Source organism: Candidatus Hydrogenedentota bacterium (assembly GCA_013359265.1).
Taxonomy (GTDB): Bacteria; Hydrogenedentota; Hydrogenedentia; order Hydrogenedentales; family SLHB01; genus JABWCD01.
This window is the reverse complement of the sequence record JABWCD010000007.1, coordinates 160,812-178,992: the sequence shown is the minus strand read 5'-3', so window position 1 is coordinate 178,992 and position 18,181 is coordinate 160,812. Positions and strand designations below refer to the sequence as shown.

Annotated in this window: 13 protein-coding genes; 11 read left to right on the top strand and 2 right to left on the bottom strand. The window is 60.1% G+C overall.

All coding sequences use genetic code 11. The features are described from left to right. Positions 1-32: 32 nt before the first annotated feature. Complete coding sequence (locus HUU46_09110) at positions 33-1,649, bottom strand: lipase maturation factor family protein (protein NUM53787.1); 1,617 nt, start codon at positions 1,647-1,649, stop codon at positions 33-35. Between the two features lie 117 nt (positions 1,650-1,766). Here HUU46_09110 and apaG point away from each other — a divergent pair, with 117 nt between their 5' ends. Continuing rightward, complete coding sequence (gene apaG, locus HUU46_09105) at positions 1,767-2,162, top strand: Co2+/Mg2+ efflux protein ApaG (GenBank protein ID NUM53786.1); 396 nt, start codon at positions 1,767-1,769, stop codon at positions 2,160-2,162. 101 nt (positions 2,163-2,263) lie between these two features. Beyond that, positions 2,264-3,151: a diacylglycerol kinase family lipid kinase gene (locus HUU46_09100; GenBank protein ID NUM53785.1), complete on the top strand. Its 888-nt coding sequence runs from the start codon at positions 2,264-2,266 to the stop codon at positions 3,149-3,151. 28 nt (positions 3,152-3,179) lie between these two features. On the opposite strand, the gene HUU46_09095 is transcribed toward HUU46_09100, so the two are convergent. After that, positions 3,180-5,351, bottom strand: a complete 2,172-nt coding sequence (locus HUU46_09095; GenBank protein NUM53784.1) for an ATP-dependent RecD-like DNA helicase — start codon at positions 5,349-5,351, stop codon at positions 3,180-3,182. Between the two features lie 107 nt (positions 5,352-5,458). On the opposite strand from HUU46_09095, the gene HUU46_09090 reads away from it, so the two are divergent. The 9 genes from HUU46_09090 (at position 5,459) to HUU46_09050 (ending at position 18,021) form a co-directional block, all read left to right on the top strand. Next, on the top strand, positions 5,459-7,618 hold the full coding sequence (locus HUU46_09090; GenBank protein ID NUM53783.1) for a beta-galactosidase trimerization domain-containing protein: 2,160 nt from the start codon (positions 5,459-5,461) through the stop codon (positions 7,616-7,618). 77 nt (positions 7,619-7,695) lie between these two features. After that, entirely contained in the window at positions 7,696-8,460 is a 765-nt protein-coding gene (locus HUU46_09085) for a class II aldolase/adducin family protein (protein NUM53782.1), read from the top strand. A gap of 25 nt (positions 8,461-8,485) precedes the next feature. Further along, positions 8,486-10,096 (top strand): alcohol dehydrogenase catalytic domain-containing protein, encoded by a 1,611-nt coding sequence (locus HUU46_09080; protein ID NUM53781.1) that lies wholly within the window; start codon positions 8,486-8,488, stop codon positions 10,094-10,096. Then, positions 10,096-10,884 carry a sorbitol-6-phosphate dehydrogenase gene (gene srlD, locus HUU46_09075; GenBank protein NUM53780.1) on the top strand — a complete coding sequence of 263 codons (789 nt, stop codon included), beginning with the start codon at positions 10,096-10,098 and terminating at the stop codon, positions 10,882-10,884. The genes HUU46_09080 and srlD overlap by 1 nt, the downstream gene beginning before the upstream one ends. Positions 10,885-10,995: 111 nt before the next feature. Beyond that, entirely contained in the window at positions 10,996-11,325 is a 330-nt protein-coding gene (locus HUU46_09070) for a cupin domain-containing protein (GenBank protein NUM53779.1), read from the top strand. A 342-nt stretch (positions 11,326-11,667) separates the two neighbouring features. Further along, positions 11,668-12,009, top strand: a complete 342-nt coding sequence (locus HUU46_09065) for a P-II family nitrogen regulator (GenBank protein ID NUM53778.1) — start codon at positions 11,668-11,670, stop codon at positions 12,007-12,009. A gap of 66 nt (positions 12,010-12,075) precedes the next feature. Further along, complete coding sequence (gene glnA / locus HUU46_09060) at positions 12,076-13,503, top strand: type I glutamate--ammonia ligase (protein NUM53777.1); 1,428 nt, start codon at positions 12,076-12,078, stop codon at positions 13,501-13,503. Between the two features lie 1,453 nt (positions 13,504-14,956). Then, positions 14,957-16,576, top strand: a complete 1,620-nt coding sequence (locus tag HUU46_09055) for a sulfatase-like hydrolase/transferase (GenBank protein NUM53776.1) — start codon at positions 14,957-14,959, stop codon at positions 16,574-16,576. After that, complete coding sequence (locus HUU46_09050; GenBank protein ID NUM53775.1) at positions 16,573-18,021, top strand: sulfatase-like hydrolase/transferase; 1,449 nt, start codon at positions 16,573-16,575, stop codon at positions 18,019-18,021. The genes HUU46_09055 and HUU46_09050 overlap by 4 nt, the downstream gene beginning before the upstream one ends. Positions 18,022-18,181: the final 160 nt, after the last annotated feature.

Here is an 18,181-nt window from a genome sequence, read left to right as displayed (position 1 = left end):
CCAGCGGGAAAGAACCAAGGCCAAAGCGTGATTCAGCGCGGGACGGCGGAAAACGCTCCGGAAGACGGGTACTCGCCCAGATTGCGGCGCACCCACCATTGCCCGCTGCGCGCGCGTTGTTCCGGCGTTGAGAATTGATAGTGGTACAACTGCGCGCGAATGTACCGCGGCGGGGCGCCGGGAAATGGGTTTGTCTCCAGTAACGCGAGCACTTCCTGTTTGCCTTGGAGCAACCGGACGGCGAAGTTCTTGAACCAATTCGGCGCCGCCGGCCGTAACGCCGCGAACCACATTTGCCAGTCCAGCCGCGGCTGAAACGGCTGTACCCAACCCGGCCGCCGATCGAGCGAGCCGGGCTTCCACTTGAACTCGTACGCGAGCCATGTCTCACCGTCGTTGCTGCCTTCGATAACGATTTCGTTGCGTTGTGTCGTCATATTCGCGAAGAGGCCGTAACGGTTCGCAATGTGGAAGCTGTCGGTGTACGAGATGAGCTTGTATGCGCCGTCGCCCAACGTGAAGCCAAACAAAAGGCACATCTGAAACCCGGTGACGAACACAATGAAAACGCCGATCAGCCCCATGACGATCTTGCGGTAACGCGGCAGGCGAATGAGCGGCGGGCGCTCGAAGAACTCTTTCAGGCGCCCCGGCGCCAGCGCCTGCCAGTGACGGTCGTCCAGCAGCATGAGGCACAGCGTAACCGTCAACAGATTGAAATACGTGTAGTTGCCTGTCGCGCCAATGGACGCTTGAAACAACACAAACGCCGCGAACACCCACGCGCGCACGCGGCGCGGCGCAGCGAACAGGAACGGCAGCACGAGTTCGATCGCAAATGTGCCCGCGACGGATATCTTGTGAAACCACAGCGGCATCTGGTGTGCGTACCAACTGACAATGTGCGGAAGGGGTTGCGTCTCGTAGTGGTATGCGAGCGCCGTCAGGTTGCGCCACGTTTCGTCGCCCAGCTTCACGAAACCAGACATGAACATCAGGCGGAACAACAGCCAACGCAGCAACATGAGCATCACGCGGGAGTGGATTTCTTCCCTGCGAATGCCGGGGAGCAGTTTCATCGGCGCGAAGAAGATCGCGAGGAAGGTCGTTTCGAGCAGCAGCGTGTCCCATTGGAACCCGAGAAAATCGGGCGTCACCGACACGAGAGACAAGTAGACGACGAACAGGATGGCGAGACAAATCGGTGGCGCGACGTCAACGATTAAGACAATTGCCGCGATTGTTCCGATCGCGCACAGCGCGTGCAGGAACCAGTCGGAGCCGGTGAACCAGCACAGCGTCGGCACGCGTACAAGCCGTGTGAACGGCGCGCCCGCCGTCCGATCCGCGACCAGTTTCAGGAACATCTGCGCCGGCGCAATGCCGTTGCTGCCGATGAGGCCTTTCATCTGCCACCAGAACGACGTGAAGGCGACAAGATGGATCACGCCAAGCAGACGCAGGAACAGCCAGCGCGAGTAGTAATACGTCGGGGAGATGCCGCCGACGAGAAAGTCACGCCGAAGCAGGGTGGATACGCGATCGCGTAACGTCTCCGGCACGTGGGGTTTGGGCGGCGCGGAGTGAAGCGGCTCTTGCGCAGGACCCCCTGGGTTGACGGGCTGCGGCGCCGCCGGGCCTTCGTACACGTCTGCTCCCCTTCCGGTTAAGTGCGCGGCCCCGGAGTTTAGCACGCCGGAAGGGTCTTGGCGAATTCCGTGCGTCTTGCTATCATAGTCCTGCTGGTGGTCCACACCGAGGTTGCAATGACTGTCACGACGTCAAACAGGCTGACCGAGCAGATTCGCGTGGAGACGGAAAGTTTCTTCGTGCCGGAGGAGTCCGACCAGCGCAGCGGCTATTACCACTTCGGGTACAGAATTCGCATCACGAACGAAGGCAGCAAGCCCGCGCGGCTCATCAGCCGCCATTGGATCATTAAGGACGCGCTAGGCCGCGTCGAGGAAGTCAAGGGGCTTGGCGTCGTCGGCCGCCAGCCGCGCCTCGAACCCGGCCAGTCGCACGAATACCAAAGCTGTTGCCCGCTCTACACCCGCTACGGCTCGATGATCGGTACCTACCACTTCCGCCGCGACGATGGTTCGATGTTCGACGTCGAAATTGGCGAGTTCAGTCTCTGGCAGCCCGCGCTGTCAAATTGATCGCCCGACTCTCTCTGCTTCTATTTTTTCTTTTCACCGAATGTTGTGCCCGATGTCGCTCGACACTTTCTTCCCAGTTCTGACCGATTTATCATGGCCCCATGCGCATTCGCATTATCGCCAATCCCATCTCCGGCGGAGGCCGTGGACCTCAGACCGCGGCGACCCTTTCCGCCGCGCTTGGCGCGCTCGGGGTCCCAAGCGAAACGCGCGTAACGGAGCGCGCGGGCGATGCCGGCGCGTGGGCAAGAGAACCCGGCGCGGACTGCGTCGTTAGCGTCGGCGGTGACGGAACGTTGAACGAAGTCGCGAACGCGCTCGCCGGATCGGGCGTCCCAATCGCGACGCTTCCCCTCGGCACGGCGAACGTTGTCGCTTCGGAATTACGCACACCGACCAGTGCCGGCGCCCTCGCGCAACTCATCGCGGGTAAATCCGTCCGCGCGATCGATACCGGGCGCATTGGAGACCGCATCTTTCTTCTGGGCGCGGGCGCCGGTTTGGACGCGGCGATTGTGGAGATCGTCCACAAGAACCGAGGGAAGCGCCTCAGTTTTTTGAGCTATGTCTGGCCGGCCGTGAAAGCCATCCTGACGTACGATTATCCGCGCATAACGGTCACCGTCGATGGCGAGACGGTATGCGACGACGCGCACTACGTTATCGTAGGCAACTGCAGTTGGTCCGCGGGTGTCTTCCGCGCGACGCCGAAAGCGTTGCTCGACGACGGCCTCCTCGATGTGTGTATCCTGCGCAATCTCAACGTTGCGAAGATTCTGTGGCTTATCGTGCTCGCGGTGTTGCCCGGATTCGCGGATCGAAAATCCGTGATGTACCGGCAAGGGCGCGACGTGAATCTGGAATCGACTACGGGTGAGCGTGTACCGCTTCAAATCGATGGCGATCCCGCCGGAGAATTGCCCGCGGCATTCACGGTCGAGCCACGATCGTTGCACATGGTCGCGCCGCAGTCGAATGACGGCGCGTAGGTCCGATCCGCCGCATACGGCCCACGCCTTACATTGCGTTCTTCAGCCGATCGCACAACCGCGTGTTCCGCCTTGTCGACCGCACGTTGCGCACCGCGCGGCCAATGGCCTTGCGATCGCCGACGATGACGACGATGCGGCTGGCCCGCGTCAGCGCCGTATACAGCACATTGCGTTGCAGCATCATGTAATGCTCTGTGAGCATTGGCAGTACCACCGCCGCGTATTCGCTGCCCTGCGCCTTGTGCACCGTGCTCGCGTATGCAAGCGTCAGCTCGTCGAGGTTGTCGAACGAATACAGCGCCTGCCGATCGTCCAGTTCGACAACGACCTCCTTCATCTCCTCCGAGACCTGTTTGATCACGCCGATGTCGCCGTTGTACACGTCGAGTTCATAGTTGTTGCGCGTCTGCATGACCTTGTCCTGCAAGCCGAACGCGCGTTGGCCGATCGGGTCCATCTTGGGGTTCAACGCGTCGCGCAGTGCGGCATTCAGCTTCGTCACGCCCGCTTCGCCGCGCCGCATGGGCGCGAGCACCTGGATGTCGCGGATCGGATCGAGTTGAAACCGTTTCGGCAGGCGCGACGATACGACCTCGACGATCGTTTCGAGCGCCTTGCCGGGTTCGGTGCGTTCGATGAAGAAAAAATCGCGGTCGTTGAACTGCGGAAACTCGCCCGTATTGATCCGGTGCGCGTTTGAAATGATCCCGCTCTCGGCCGCCTGACGAAATACGGTGTTCAATCGCACGACGGGAACGATTCCGCTGGCGATGATATCCATGAGCACATTGCCCGGCCCCACGGACGGCAATTGGTCGACGTCGCCCACGAGCAGCAACCGGCATTGCGGCGGCAGTGCGCGGAGCAGGCTGTGCATAAGGTACACATCGATCATTGAACACTCGTCAAGCACGACCAGGTCCGCGGACAGCGGATTGCCCTCGTGCCGCGTGAACCCACCCTGCTTTGGGCTGAATTCGAGGAGGCGATGGATGGTCTTTGCGTCGCGGTTGGTCGCATCGCTCATGCGCTTCGCGGCACGGCCCGTCGGCGCGGCGAGCAACAATCCAAGCCGCTTTTTGCCGAAGATCGCGAGTAGGCTGTTCAGCAACGTAGTCTTGCCCGTACCCGGCCCACCGGTGATCACCATGACCTTCGATGCGATCGCCGTTCGGATCGCCTCGCGTTGTCCGTCCGACAGCGTGATGTTCTTTTCCTTTTCGACCCATGCGATGGCCCGTTCAACGTCTATCGGCACATCCTCCGAAGGAACGGAAACGATGCGCTTCAACCAGTCGGTGCACCCTTTCTCCGCTGCGTACAAGCGCGGCAGAAACACGGCGCCTTGCTCGCGTACAATCTGCTTCGCGGACTCCATCACGGACAACGCGGAGGCAATGTCCGCCCCGCTTGTGCCGAGCAATTCCAGGGTTTCTGCTACCACCGCGGGTTCTTCAACGTAACAATGTCCATCCTGCGCCGCCTCGCGCAGCACGTGCAGCACGCCCGCTGCGGCGCGTTGCGGCGAATTCTTTTCAATGCCGAGATTTTCCGCAATCGCGTCGGCGGACTTGAACGAGATGCCCGCGATGTCCTCCGCGAGCCGGTACGGATTTTCGCGAAGGACCGCCACGGCCCCGTCCCCGTACGCCTTGTAGATGCGCGCGGCCTGCGATGGCGGAATGCCGTGGCCTTGCAGGAACAACATGATCGATTGAATCGCCCGTTGCGCTTCCCACGCGCTGCGGATTTGTTCGGCTCTCTTCGCACCGATCCCGCTCACGCGCCGCAGCCGTTGAGGCTCTTCGTCGATAACGCGCAGCGTGTCCGTCCCGAATGCCGCGACCAGCTTCTTCGCGAAGTGCGGACCTATCCCGTCGATTAGGCCCGAGCCCAGGTATTTCTCGATTGCGTCCGCGGTTGCCGGGCGCACCGTTTCGTACTTCTCGACGCGGAGCTGCCTGCCGAATTTCTTGTCGTCAATCCAACGACCCCACAGCCGCACCGTCTCGCCCGGCGAAATCGCGAGCGCGGAGCCGACGAACGTCACCAGCCCCGGCATACCGTCCTGTTGTAGCCGCGCGACAACAAAGCCGGTCTCCTCGCTCTCGAAGACGATCCGCTCGACCGTGCCTTCGACGTGACCTTCGCCCAGGTCCTTGTCGATAAGGTCGCGAATCGTGCTCTGTTTTCCCATCGAATCCAACGAGATTTCCTTGAAGTAGCCGCGTAGCGCATACAATATGGTCTTCGGCGCGCGGGTTTTCCAACCCGCCCGTCAAATCAACACGGGGTGCAACAGGTATGGCAGACATGATTTCCCGGCGACAATTCATGCATATCGCGGCGGCGGGTGCGGGAGCGATGATGGCCGCGCCCGGCGCGTCTTTCGGTCAGACGAAATCGGGCGTGCAGCCCTGGTACAAACAGGCGTACCGCCGCAACGTCATCGACATGCATATCATGGACTGGAACCCCGAGTTCCTGTCGAGGTTCGATCCGGACGTGTATGTCGAGCGGTTGCGGACCGCAAAGGCGCAGTCTGCCGTGCTCTACGCGCACTCGCACGCCGGCCTTTGCTACTTCCCCACGAAGCTCGGAAAAACGCACGCCGCGTACGAAGGCAAAGACCATCTCGCGCGTACCGTCGACGGCCTCCGGAAGAACGATATTGCCGTCGTTTTGTATATGAGCCTCATCCACGACACCTGGGCGTATCGCAATCACGATGAGTGGAAGATTCGCCGGGCCGACGGCGCCGGCGCCGCGGAAGGCAGCCGCTACGGAATCTGCTGCCCGAACGCCATCGGCTATCGCGATTACATCGCGGGGCTCGCCGAGGAGGTCTGCGCGCAATACGAGTTCGAGGGAATCCGTTTCGACATGACGTTCTGGCCGCGCGTCTGCTACTGCGCGCACTGCGCGAAGCGGTTCGCGGATGAAGTCGGCGGCGAGGTCCCGAAGACGATCAACTGGGAAGACCCCGCGTGGGTCGCGTTCCAGCGCAAGCGCGAGGCGTGGCTCGTCGAGTTTGCCAAACACATGACGCAAACCGTCAAGAACAGGAAGCCGAACGCGACAGTCGAGCACCAGGCCTCGACGTTTCTTGCCAACTGGCGCCTCGGCGTCACAGAACCCCTCGCGGCGCAGAACGATTTTCTGCAGGGCGACTTCTACGGCGATGCGTTGCAGGGCTCGTTGATCCGCAAGCTCCTCCACAACCTCAGTCCCAATCTGCCCTACGGGTTCGAGACCAGCGTCATGCTGAATCTGCAAAACCATACCGCGCTAAAATCAGAGGCACTGCTCGCCGCGAAAGCGGCGGCCAGCATCGCAGACGGTGGGGCCTTTATTTTTATCGATGCAATCGATCCGGCCGGCACGATCAATCCCGCCACATACGAAACGATGGGCCGGGTGTTCGCGCAAACCATCCCCTACGAAGAGCACGCCGGCGGCGAGTTGGTGCAGGAAGTGGCCGTCTACCTCAGCACCGAATCCAAGTTCGACTTCGCGCAGAACGGATTGAGCGTCGAAGACTACAGCCGCGAAGGCGCGCCGCACCTCGAAGCGCTCATCGGCGCGTGCCGCGCATTGCGCGCGCACCATGTGCCATACGGTGTGATTACGAAGAAGGACCTCGCCAAGCTCGACCGCCACAAAGTTCTGATCCTGCCGAACGTGCTGATGATGGATGACGAGGAGATCGCCGGGATACGCGCATGGGTGGACGGCGGCGGCAAACTGTATGCGAGCCGGGACACGTCGCTCGTTACGAAGGACGGCAAGCGGCAAGGCGATTTCATGTTGGGCGATTTGTTCGGCGTCACCAATACCGGCACGACCGCGGAACGCGTCACGTACATCGCGCCGAGCAACACGGAGATATTCTCGCCGTACACAATCGCGTCGCCCCTGATGCTTCCGGCAACTCAGCGATCTATAGTGGCGAAGGAGGGCGTGATCGTACTGGGCACGCTCACATTGCCCTACACCAACCCGGACGACGGCGAGAAGTACGCGTCAATTCACAGCAATCCGCCGGGTATCGCGACGGACAAGCCAAGCGTAGTTGCCAAGCGATTCGGGAAAGGCTTGGTGATTTACGCGGCCGAGGCGCTCGAAGTCCATGAACATTGCGCCGGCATCTTCGTTCGGCTTCTGCGCATGCTGTGTCCGCAATTCGCGATCGAAGGCGACATCCCTGCGTGCGTCGAGTTCACCCTGTTTCACCAGCCGGACCGGAAGCGCCTTGTCCTCAGCGCGGTCAATTTCCAGAAGGAACTGCCAAACCTACCGGTGCGTAGCGCCGGCGTATCGGTCGACGTGAAGGGACATGCAGTGAAGCGTGTTCTGGAGTTGCCGGATGGCGCGGAAATCCCGCATTCGACGGACGGCGAGCGCGTCAATATCGAACTGCCGGCGATCGAGACCTTGCGCATGATTGCGCTCGAGTACGCATAACGTCGAAATCGCGCCGCCTGCTTGGTATACTTTGTGCTTTCGCGTTGGGTGCACCATCGAATCAAACAGGCGGTTCTATGTCCGAACTTTTGCAGCAATTAGTGGATATGTCGCGGTATCTCGGCGACCCCTCGAAGGGGTACGCAATGCTCGGCGAGGGCAACACATCGGCGCGAATTGACGCCGATTCATTCTATGTCAAGGCCTCCGGCACGACGCTCGCCACGATAGGTCCGGACGGGTTCGTGCGGCTCTCGATATCAAAGATATTGTCAATTATTGACGACGATTCCGCGGGCGACGACGATGTCACGCGCATCTTCGAGGAGGCAAAACTCGATCCGGGCGACACGCGGCGCCCGTCCGTCGAGGCGATGCTGCACGCCATTCTCCTGGGCGTGCCCGAGTACAACTTTATCGGCCACACGCACCCGGTCTACACCAACTCGATCCTGTGCTCGAAGCACGCGGAGACCGCCGCGCAGGGCCGGATTTTCCCCGATCACGTCGTATCAATGAAGCACAAATCGGTCTTTGTACCCTATGTCGATCCCGGCCTGGTTCTCGCGCGCGAAGTCAAGATGCGCTTCGAGGAATTTGTCGAAGACGAAGGCGTGTTGCCTTCCGCGATCATGATGCAAAACCACGGTCTTATCACCATGGGAGCGACCCCCAAGGCCGTCACAAGTTGCACGGACATGGCGGAAAAAGCGTCGCAAATAATCGTCGGCGCCTACGCTATGGGCGGGCCGCGGTGGATGTCTCCCGAAGACGTAGAACGCATCTTCACGCGTCCCGACGAGCACTATCGGCTGCAAAGCATCGCAGACCGTACATCGTAGCTACAGAAAGAAGAGGGAACTTCTCGTGTCAACGCTCCAAGAATACAAAGCCGCGCGCGGCACGCTGCCGCCGCAGTATTACGCATGGCAAATCTTCGGCTCCGGCTTCGAGAACGTTGGCAAGGAAGGTAAACCGGTCACGCTGCCGCTGCGCGACCCCGCCGACAACGAAATCATGCTTCGCGTCGATGCGCTAGGCCTGTGCCAATCGGACATCAAGATCATCAGTCAGGGGAGCAAGCACGCGCGGTTGCGCGGGCGCGACCTGGCGAACGATCCGACGGTGCTTGGGCACGAGTGCGCGGCGACGGTCGTGAAAGTTGGCAGGAACTGGGAAGGCAGATTCAAACCCGGCGAGCGCTATATCGTGCAGGCTGACATTTATTACAGGGGAGTCGGGTACGCGTTTGGATACCTGATTCCCGGCGGTCTCGGACAGTACTGCTACCTCGACGAACGCGCGCTCGACGGAGACGAAGGGTGCTACCTGCTGCCCGTGAAACCGGAGACGGGATACAGTCAGGCCGCGCTGTCCGAGCCGTGGGCCTGCGTCGAAATGTCGTACAACCTTATCGAACGTATGGAGCCCGGGGATGGCGACGTACTCGTCGTAACCGATATCGAAATCGAACAATGGCGCGCGGACCTGCCGAACGCGCGCATCGTCCCGCGCGCTTTGGACGGACTTCCCGAGGGACAGTTCGACGACATTGTCATCCCGCTGCCGTCACCCGAGATTGTCGATGCGCTCGCGCCACGCCTGCGCAAGAAGGGGATCATGTACCTGTTGGGTTTCCCCGTAGTAGACGGCACGGTATCGCTCGATATCGGACGCATCCACTACGAAGACGTCCGTTACTACGGCGGTGGCAACGACCTCGAATCGGTCAAACAGTCGAACAGCCGGCACGATCTGCTCGAAGGCGGCGAGGCGCTGTTCATGGGCGCCGGCGGGCCGATGGGGCAGATGCACGTCCAGCGTGCGATCGAAATTCCGATGGGGCCCGAACTCGTCGTCGTGACGGACCTCGACCGCGGGCGGCTCGATCACATCGAGCGCCGGTTCGGCGATATCGCAAAGAACAAAGGCGTCCAGCTCGTCACGCTTGCCCCGAGCCAATTCGACTCGCCGGAGAAGATGGACGCCCACATTCGCGAACTTGCCCGCGGCGGCTACGACGACGTCATCGTGATGGCGCCGGTCGCCAAACTCGTCCCGCAGGCGATGTCGTACGCCGCGGATAATGCCGTGGTGAACGTCTTCGCGGGCGTCGGCATCGGATCGATGGCGGACATCGCCTTGCGCGATCTGTGCCGTGGCATAAAGATAATCGGCTCCAGCGGATCGCGTATCAGCGATCTGCGCAAAGTCCTCGAAATGGTCGAGCGCAACGAACTCAACACCAACCTCAGTATTGCCGCGATTGGAGGACTCAATGCCGCGCGCGAAGGCCTCGAGGGTGTCAACACCGCGCGCTTCCCCGGCAAGACGGTGATCTATCCGCAGATTCCCGATCTGCCCTTGATGCCCGTGGAAGAAGTCGAAGCGCGCCTGCCCGAATTAAGAGGCAAGATGGGCCCCCACGCCGCATGGACCAAAGAGGCCGAGCAGGCACTGCTCGAGAAATACGTCTAATGGCGCGATTGGAAGGCAAGCGCGCCATCGTCACCGGTGGCGCGCAGGGATTGGGGGAATCAATCGTCGAGCGGCTCGCTTCCGAGGGTTGCTCCGTCGCGGTGTGGGACATTAACGCCGAGAAGGCTGCCGATACGGCGTCGCGCATAGCCGGCGGGACAGGCAAGAACGTTATCGGCGCGAAGGTCGATGTCTGCGACGCGGACGCCGTGCGCAGCGCCGTCGATGACGCGGCGGCAAAACTCGGTGGCCTCGACATCTTCGTCTCGAACGCGGGTATCCTCATATCCGGCGATTCCATTGAATTCGACGCCGCGAAATGGCGCCGCGTAATCGATGTGAACCTCACCGGCTACTTCATTTGCGCGCGCGAAGCGGCCCGCGTCATGCTCGCGGGTAACGGCGGCTCGATCATTCAGATCAACTCGAAGTCGGGCAAGAAAGGCAGTTTCAGGAACAGCGCGTACGCGGCCTCAAAATTCGGCGGCATCGGCGTCACCCAAAGTCTCGCGCTCGAATTTGCCGACCGCGGCGTGCGCGTGAATTCCATCTGCCCCGGCAACCTGCTCGATTCGCCGCTCTGGCAGGACAGCCTGTTCAAACAATACGCCGCGAATCAGGGTATCTCGGAGGGGGAGGTCCGCAAGAAATACGTCGACCAAGTCCCCATGAAACGGCCTTGCACCTACCGTGACGTGACAAACGTAGTCGTGTTCTTGGCATCGGACGATTCGAGCTATATGACAGGACAGGCGATTAATGTCACCGGCGGGCAGGAAATGCGGTGACGCCGAGATAGTTGGCGGTCGTTACTGATTGAAACCATTGCGTCGGGCTACCGCCCGCGATTTCCGTGTCTTGCCGTATACTCGACGTGTTAGCGCTACGTGGGGGGAAACATGTCCGAATATGCACTGACCAACGATGTTCGCAATGCTATCACGTATCAGAGCGAGAGCATTGTCAGCAAGACCGTCTTCGCGGGGGAGCACGCGAAGGTTGTAGTGATGGCGCTCGATGCGGGGCAGGAGTTGTCGGAACATACGGCGGCGATGCCGGCGGCGATACATGTGTTGGAGGGCGAGGCGGAGGTAACGTTAGGGAGTGATTTGCACCGATTGAAGGCAGGGGCGTGGGTTCACATGGACGCGAATCTGCGGCACGCGGTGCGGGCAATTGCGCCGACGACTCTGCTTTTGACGTTGTTCAAGAAGGGCACGATTGCATAGGGCCCTTCCCCATCCAATATGTCTGGAGTCACCGAAAAAGCGACTTCCCGGTATGCTCACCGGGGCCGTTCTTACCGATTTGTAAGTAATCATCCTGCCAGCTTCGCAGCATTTTTCGCGAACCATTTTTCGCCAAACCCCTGCTAGGAATGAACTAGCGGGGAAGGATCGACTTTTCCGGCGGAGAGTGGCACACGCTTTGCTTCAACGCAGGCGTTTATGGTGCCATGCCTTCCGGGTGGTTTTTACGTCCGGTTGCGGATGGGTAGCCGCCTCGATATACTTCGGGCTTCCCCAGATGTGGTGCATACGTTTCGTTTGGGTTGAAAAGGGGTGTGATCCGTGAAAAAAGTCGAGGCCGTCATAAAACCGTTCAAGTTGGAGGAGGTCAAAGAAGCCTTGGCCGCCATCGGCATCCAGGGACTAACCGTCACTGAAGTCAAGGGGTTCGGACGCCAGAAGGGCCACAAGGAGCTCTATCGCGGCGCCGAGTATGTGGTCGAGTTTCTCCCCAAGGTCAAACTCGAAATCGTCGTTACCGACGACACTGCGGAACAGGTTGCGAACGCGATCGTCAAGGCTGCGTCCACCGGCAGAATCGGCGACGGCAAAATATTTATTTCTCCGGTCGAGGAAGCAATCCGGATTCGAACGGGCGAGTCCGGCGAAGTGGCAATAAGCTGAGTACGGGTCGCGCCGCATGCCACACAGGCGCGGAAAAAGACGAGAACGATAGGGACGGAGGGAGACATGCGAAAGGATTTGAGTCCAAAGGACGTAGTTGATCTGATTAAGAAGGAGGCCGTGAAGTTCGTCGATCTGCGCTTCATGGACTTCCCGGGGCTGATGCAGCATTTCAGCATCCCCGCGCACGAATTGTCGGTGGAGAGTTTCGAGGACGGCCTCGGGTTTGACGGTTCAAGTATCCGCGGCTGGCAGGCGATTAACGAATCGGACATGTTGGTCATGCCCGACCCAAAGACCGCGACCATCGATCCGTTCACCGAACTCAAGACGCTTATTCTGTACTGCAACATTCTCGATCCGATAACGAAGGAACGGTATAGCCGTTGCCCGCGTTGTATCGCGCAGAAAGCCGAAAACTACCTGATCTCGACCGGTATCGCGGACACCGCGTTCATGGGGCCGGAAGCCGAGTTTTTCATTTTCGACAACGTCCAGTACGACCAGACCGCCAACGTGGGCTTCTACAAGGTCGACAGTGTCGAAGGTATCTGGAACAGCGGGCGCGACGAAGGCGGGCACAACCTCGCCTACAAGCTCCGCTATAAGGAAGGATACTTCCCCGTGCCGCCGTCGGATTCGTTGCAGGACCTCCGCAGCCGCATGGTCGCAACGATGCTTGACGCAGGGCTTAGCGTCGAGGCTCACCACCACGAAGTCGCCACGGCGGGCCAGTGCGAAATCGACCTTCGCTTCGACGCGCTCACGGTGATGGCCGACAAGATGTCGATGTACAAGTACATCATCAAGAACTGCGCGAAAGCCGACAACAAGACCGTCACCTTCATGCCGAAACCGCTGTTCGGCGATAACGGTTCCGGCATGCACACGCACTTTAGCCTTTGGAAAGGCGGCAAACCGCTCTTCGCGGGCGACAAGTATGCCGGCCTCAGCCAGGAAGCGCTGTGGGCGATCGGCGGCCTCTTGAAGCACGCACCGGCGCTCGTCGCATTAACCAACCCGACGACGAACTCGTACCGCCGTCTCGTTCCCGGCTACGAAGCCCCGGTGAACCTGGCGTACTCGAGCCGCAACCGTAGCGCCTGCTGCCGTATTCCGATGTATTCGCCCAGCCCGAAGGCCAAGCGCGTCGAGTTCCGCGTGCCGGACCCCTCGTGCAACCCGTATCTCGCGTTCTCCGCGATTCTGATGGCCGGCATCGACGGGATTCAGAACAAGATCGATCCGGGCCAGCCGATGGACAAGGACCTGTACGATTTGCCCGCGGAAGAGAAAGCGAAAATCCCGCAGGCGCCGGGCAGCCTTGCTGAAGCGCTCGACAACCTGGAAAAGGACCACGAGTTCCTGTTGAAGGGCGACGTATTCACCCGGGACGTAATCGAAACGTGGATCGACTACAAGCGCCAGCGCGAAGTGCTCCCGATGAGCCTTCGTCCGACACCCTACGAGTTCTTCCTGTACTACGACGTATAGGCGCATACTTCGACCGTTCGGATTTCCGGGGCATCGGCGCGAGCCGGTGCCCCGGTCCGCTTTCTGGAGCGGTTCACGATTGAGCGGAAACATTCGTCGCAGGTCCACGCCGGCTAATAGTTCTACAGCTCAATTCGGGGCCCCACGAAACCCGGTGGAGAAGGGGCGAGTCCAACAGCCGCAGTGAAGCGAACGGGCAAAAAAAGGCGAACGCACGGACACCGAAATGTCCGTGCGCCGCAAAAGCTTAGTTGTCGGACCTGTTACGGCTTAGAGCGCGTTGTACAGGATGACGAGGAGCAGGATCCACCAAATCGGATTAAGCCACCACCAGAACATAACTCTACCTCCATTTCCATGTTGCGCCCCGTCCCACGATCCAGCGTACGAAGGGGCCTTTCTCCAAACCGCACCAGCGGGGGCGCGAACGCCCCCACTGGTGTGAAAGCGCTACTACACTACTTCAAGCAGAATAAGAATAAGAATGATCCACCAAATCCACCACATAGTCAACCTCCGTTTCTTGTTGTTTGCGCCCGACCCCCACACCGTGGAGCACCGAGCATGTTTCCACACATTACATCCAAGGGGTGAATTTGTTCCCCCCGCATGCTAAAAAGGACACGATCATTCGCCACCGCGAGCAAGGTCCCCTAGGAACCTCATCGCTTTACAAGAGGACTGATTGTACCCAAACCACGCGAGAAATTCAATACCCTCCCACCGGTCCAAATTATACTATTGGCTTGGGTTTTGCGCTCCACACCTCGCGACACAAGACAAGAGTATACCATAGGCATGCCCCGCGCACAACGGGGATTCTCCCTACGCGCAGACAAATAAAAATGGCGGGCTCATGCAAGCCCGCCCGAAAAAACGAAACTGGTGTCGAACTACAGAAGAACGTTCGTCCAACCGCCTTCGGCAAACACTACCAGGAAGTACCAAATCGGTATCCAGAACAACCAAAGCAGAAACATCTTCAATTCTCCTCTTAGTTTAGAGACCGTCAATTGCCCCTAACGAAGACCCCACGTTCACAGTCTTTTTCGGACCGGGAGAAACAACGAAGCGAACGCGTCTGCTTCCCCTTCCGCTTCCGATAGGCCTCAGCGCACTGCAACCGAAGCCAGAAGTCTGTGGTTTATCGCTGGAAATCTTAGAAAGGATAGAACGTTGCGTACAACAGGACCCAAAGAATCCACCAGATCCACCAGAAAATAAACATGCGTACAGACCTCCTTTCCACGTTTGGTTCGTTGCTTGCCCCCCATGGAGCTTCGGAGCGAGTATAGCACAATGGTCACAAGGATACAACGCCTTGTGTCAGTTACTTTTGCCTCACCGATTCACTGGGTGATCCCCCCGATTCCGCACTCGCTGGACGCGCGCGCCCGGTTCGTTGCATGATGCGCGAACGGGCAGGCGACTGGCAGCGGAGGGTTACTGGGCCATGTCAAGCGAAAATCCGGCGATTCTGCGGCGTACATTTCTGGGGGCGATGGCCGGGGCTGCCGCCACGGGATGGGGCGCGGGCGCCCCGGGGGCGGCCGCGGAACCGCAGCCACAGCCAAACGTCTTATTCATCATGACCGACCAACAGCGCGCGGACTGCATCGCCGCGCTTGGGAACGGGCACATATACACGCCGAACATGGACCGGCTCGTGAAACGCGGGGTCGCGTTTACGAACGGGTACTCGACGTGTCCGGTCTGCGTGCCCGCACGATACACAATTCGCACGGGGTGCGAGCCGCACACGACGGGCATCTATCACAACGGCCAGCCGGACCTTGTGCCCGAGCAGGCACAGGGCATGGAGGAGCGCTGCGGACCATACCTCGCGCGGACGATGGCGCAACTCGGATACCGCACCTTTGGCATGGGAAAGTTTCACACGTCGCCGCGAAACGAAGACGTGGGTTTTGAGACACACCTGCACAGCGAGGAGATGTACGGGTCGCAGGAGGACCGTGCGCGAGATGCGTACGCGGCATTCATCGCGAACGAGCACCCGCAGTTCAATTACATCGAGGACTTCATGGGGGAACGTTCGGCGCACTACTACGTGCCGCAGACCGCGCTGTTGCCACCGGAACTCACGGTGGAATCGTGGGCGGCCGATCGCGCCGTCGAGTTGATCCGCGCGAACGATCCGCGTCCGTACTTTGGGTTTGTGTCGTTTGTGGGGCCGCACCCGCCCATCGCGCCGCCGGTGCCGTTCAACCGCATGTACGACCCCGACGCGATGCCAAGCCCGGTTCGCGGCGAAGCGGCAGTGGATCACATGGACGAGCAAATCCCATGGATGAACCACGCCGTCTGGGCGGAGGACATCAACGATTCGCTCGCGCGCAAAATCCGCGCGCGGTATTACGGCAAGATTTCGCACATCGATCAGTGTCTGGGGCGGATACTCGATGCGGTCGAGGCGCGTGGTGACGCGGACAACACGGTGATCGTCTTTTACTCGGACCATGGCGACCATCTTGGCGATCACAACGGCTGGCAGAAAGAGAGCTTCTTCGATATGTCGTGCCGTGTGCCGTATCTCGTGAGCTGGCCCGCGCGGCTCCCTGCCGGTCAGACAAACGACGCGCTGGTATGCCTGACCGACCTATTTGGGATTGCGACCGGCGCGGCGGGCAGCTTCGATCTGCGCCAGGGCATTCACGTGCTCGGCATGTACACCAGCGGCGCTCACGTGCGCCAACATTTGATCGGACTCTACGGTATACCCGGAACGCCCCGTTTCAAGATTATGGTGCGCGAAAAACACTGGAAATATATCTACTTCGCGAACGGCGCCCGCGAACAACTGTTTAACGTTAGCGAAGACCCGATGGAGCTGCGCCAACGCGTCGCCGACGCGCCGGACGTGGCAAAGCGGCTGCGGGAAGTCGCGGTCGAGGCGTGCAAACGGCCGAACGTCGATCGCGCGCTCGACAGTGGCGGGCTGCGCGCGTTTCCATTCGAGGCGCGTCCACTGCGCCGCATTCTACAGTTCGATCGGTCGCGGGGCGTAACGGGATTTCCCAAACATCCGAGCGAAACGGTGGGGCTTCACACATGAACACGATTACCAGGCGGCAATTCATACGCGCGACGTGCGCGGCGGGCGCGGCGACGTTTTTACCGCAAATCTCCGAGGCCAAGACGAAACGTCCCAACATCGTGTTTATCTGCACGGACGACCAGGCGCCGTGGGCACTGCGGTATAGCGGCGACAACACGGCCGTCACGCCAAACCTCGACACGCTATTCGCCCAGGGCGCGTACCTACCCAACTTCTTCGTAACCACGCCGGTCTGTTCCCCGTCGCGCGCGAGCACCATGACCAGCCGTTACGGCACCGAAGTTGGAATCACCGACTGGATTCGCACGGGGCAGGCGAGCGGCATCGACGAATCGGAAACGGGAATCGAATCGAAGTTCCCCATTTGGCCGGAGGTCTTGCAGCAAGCCGGCTTTGACACCGCGCTCATTGGCAAGTGGCACCTCGGCGTGCTCGAACGCCACCACCCAACGAAACACGGCTACCGCTACTTCGCGGGGTTTCGCGCCGGCGGCGTGAAACCCGTCGATGCCGAACTCGAGGTGGACGGCAAAGTCTCCACGTACCCCGGCATTGCCGACGACAATCTCACGGATTTCGCCGTGAACTATCTGAAATCACGCGATGCCGCACAACCGTTCCTGCTTAACGTCCATTACCGCTGGCCGCACGCGCCGTGGCAGCCCCTCCCCGAAGGCGATTGGGCGCCGTTCAAGGGCAAGACACTTCCAGTTCCCAATCCGGACTATCCGGACCTCGATACGGAAAAACTTCAGACTTCGATGCAGGAATACCTGTCCGCGTGCAATGGCGTCGACCGAAACATCGGCCGCGTGCTTTCTGCGCTTGACGAACGCGGATTAGCCGACAATACCATCGTCATCTTCACCAGCGACAACGGCTACAACATGGGCCACAACGGCATCTGGCACAAGGGCAACGGCCGCTGGATTCTTAAGTCCACGCGGGGTCTTGATGGCGACGATCCGCGCGCGAACCGGCCGAATATGTACGACAATTCCCTTCGCGTTCCTACCGCCGTGCGGTGGCCCGGCGTAACGAAGCCTGGCGCGCGCATCGAGCAGACCGTTTCGATTCTCGATTGGTTCCCGACGATCTGCGAGATGGCCCGCGCGGACATGCCGCGTGGGATGGTCCACTACGGGCGCGACTTTACGCCGCTACTGCGCGGGAAGACGCCCCGCTGGGACAACGACCTCTACGGCGAGTACAGCCAGCACCACTATGTGAAAACGCACCTGCGCATGTACCGCACACCGGAATGGAAGCTTATCCGCGACTTTCTACGCCCCGGCATGGACGAACTTTATCATCTCGCCGAGGACCCCGCCGAAAACCGTAACCTCATCAACGATTCCGCACACAAGGAAACCTTCGAAAAGCTCAATGCTCGGCTACTCGCAAAAATGAAGTCGCTGAACGACCCCGTGCTGAACTCATAAAAGGGAATCGTCGAAACGCCGCCCGCGACGGCAAGTTTGCCGTTTGCTCACGCCGCTCGCTTCGACTATTGGCACGCAACCGAATTCCGCATTTGCCCGAAACCCGACATCCAATCCCCGGTTTCGACCCCTTTCCCCGCGTCCTCCAATTTTGATACGC

Coding starts and splice junctions, on each gene's coding strand:
- glnA (NUM53777.1), top strand. CDS start 12,076: ATGCGAAAGGATTTGAGTCCAAAGGACGTAGTTGATCTGATTAAGAAG.
- HUU46_09095 (NUM53784.1), bottom strand. CDS start 5,351: ATGGGAAAACAGAGCACGATTCGCGACCTTATCGACAAGGACCTGGGC.
- apaG (NUM53786.1), top strand. CDS start 1,767: ATGACTGTCACGACGTCAAACAGGCTGACCGAGCAGATTCGCGTGGAG.
- HUU46_09050 (NUM53775.1), top strand. CDS start 16,573: ATGAACACGATTACCAGGCGGCAATTCATACGCGCGACGTGCGCGGCG.
- HUU46_09090 (NUM53783.1), top strand. CDS start 5,459: ATGGCAGACATGATTTCCCGGCGACAATTCATGCATATCGCGGCGGCG.
- HUU46_09085 (NUM53782.1), top strand. CDS start 7,696: ATGTCCGAACTTTTGCAGCAATTAGTGGATATGTCGCGGTATCTCGGC.
- HUU46_09100 (NUM53785.1), top strand. CDS start 2,264: ATGCGCATTCGCATTATCGCCAATCCCATCTCCGGCGGAGGCCGTGGA.
- HUU46_09055 (NUM53776.1), top strand. CDS start 14,957: ATGTCAAGCGAAAATCCGGCGATTCTGCGGCGTACATTTCTGGGGGCG.
- srlD (NUM53780.1), top strand. CDS start 10,096: ATGGCGCGATTGGAAGGCAAGCGCGCCATCGTCACCGGTGGCGCGCAG.
- HUU46_09070 (NUM53779.1), top strand. CDS start 10,996: ATGTCCGAATATGCACTGACCAACGATGTTCGCAATGCTATCACGTAT.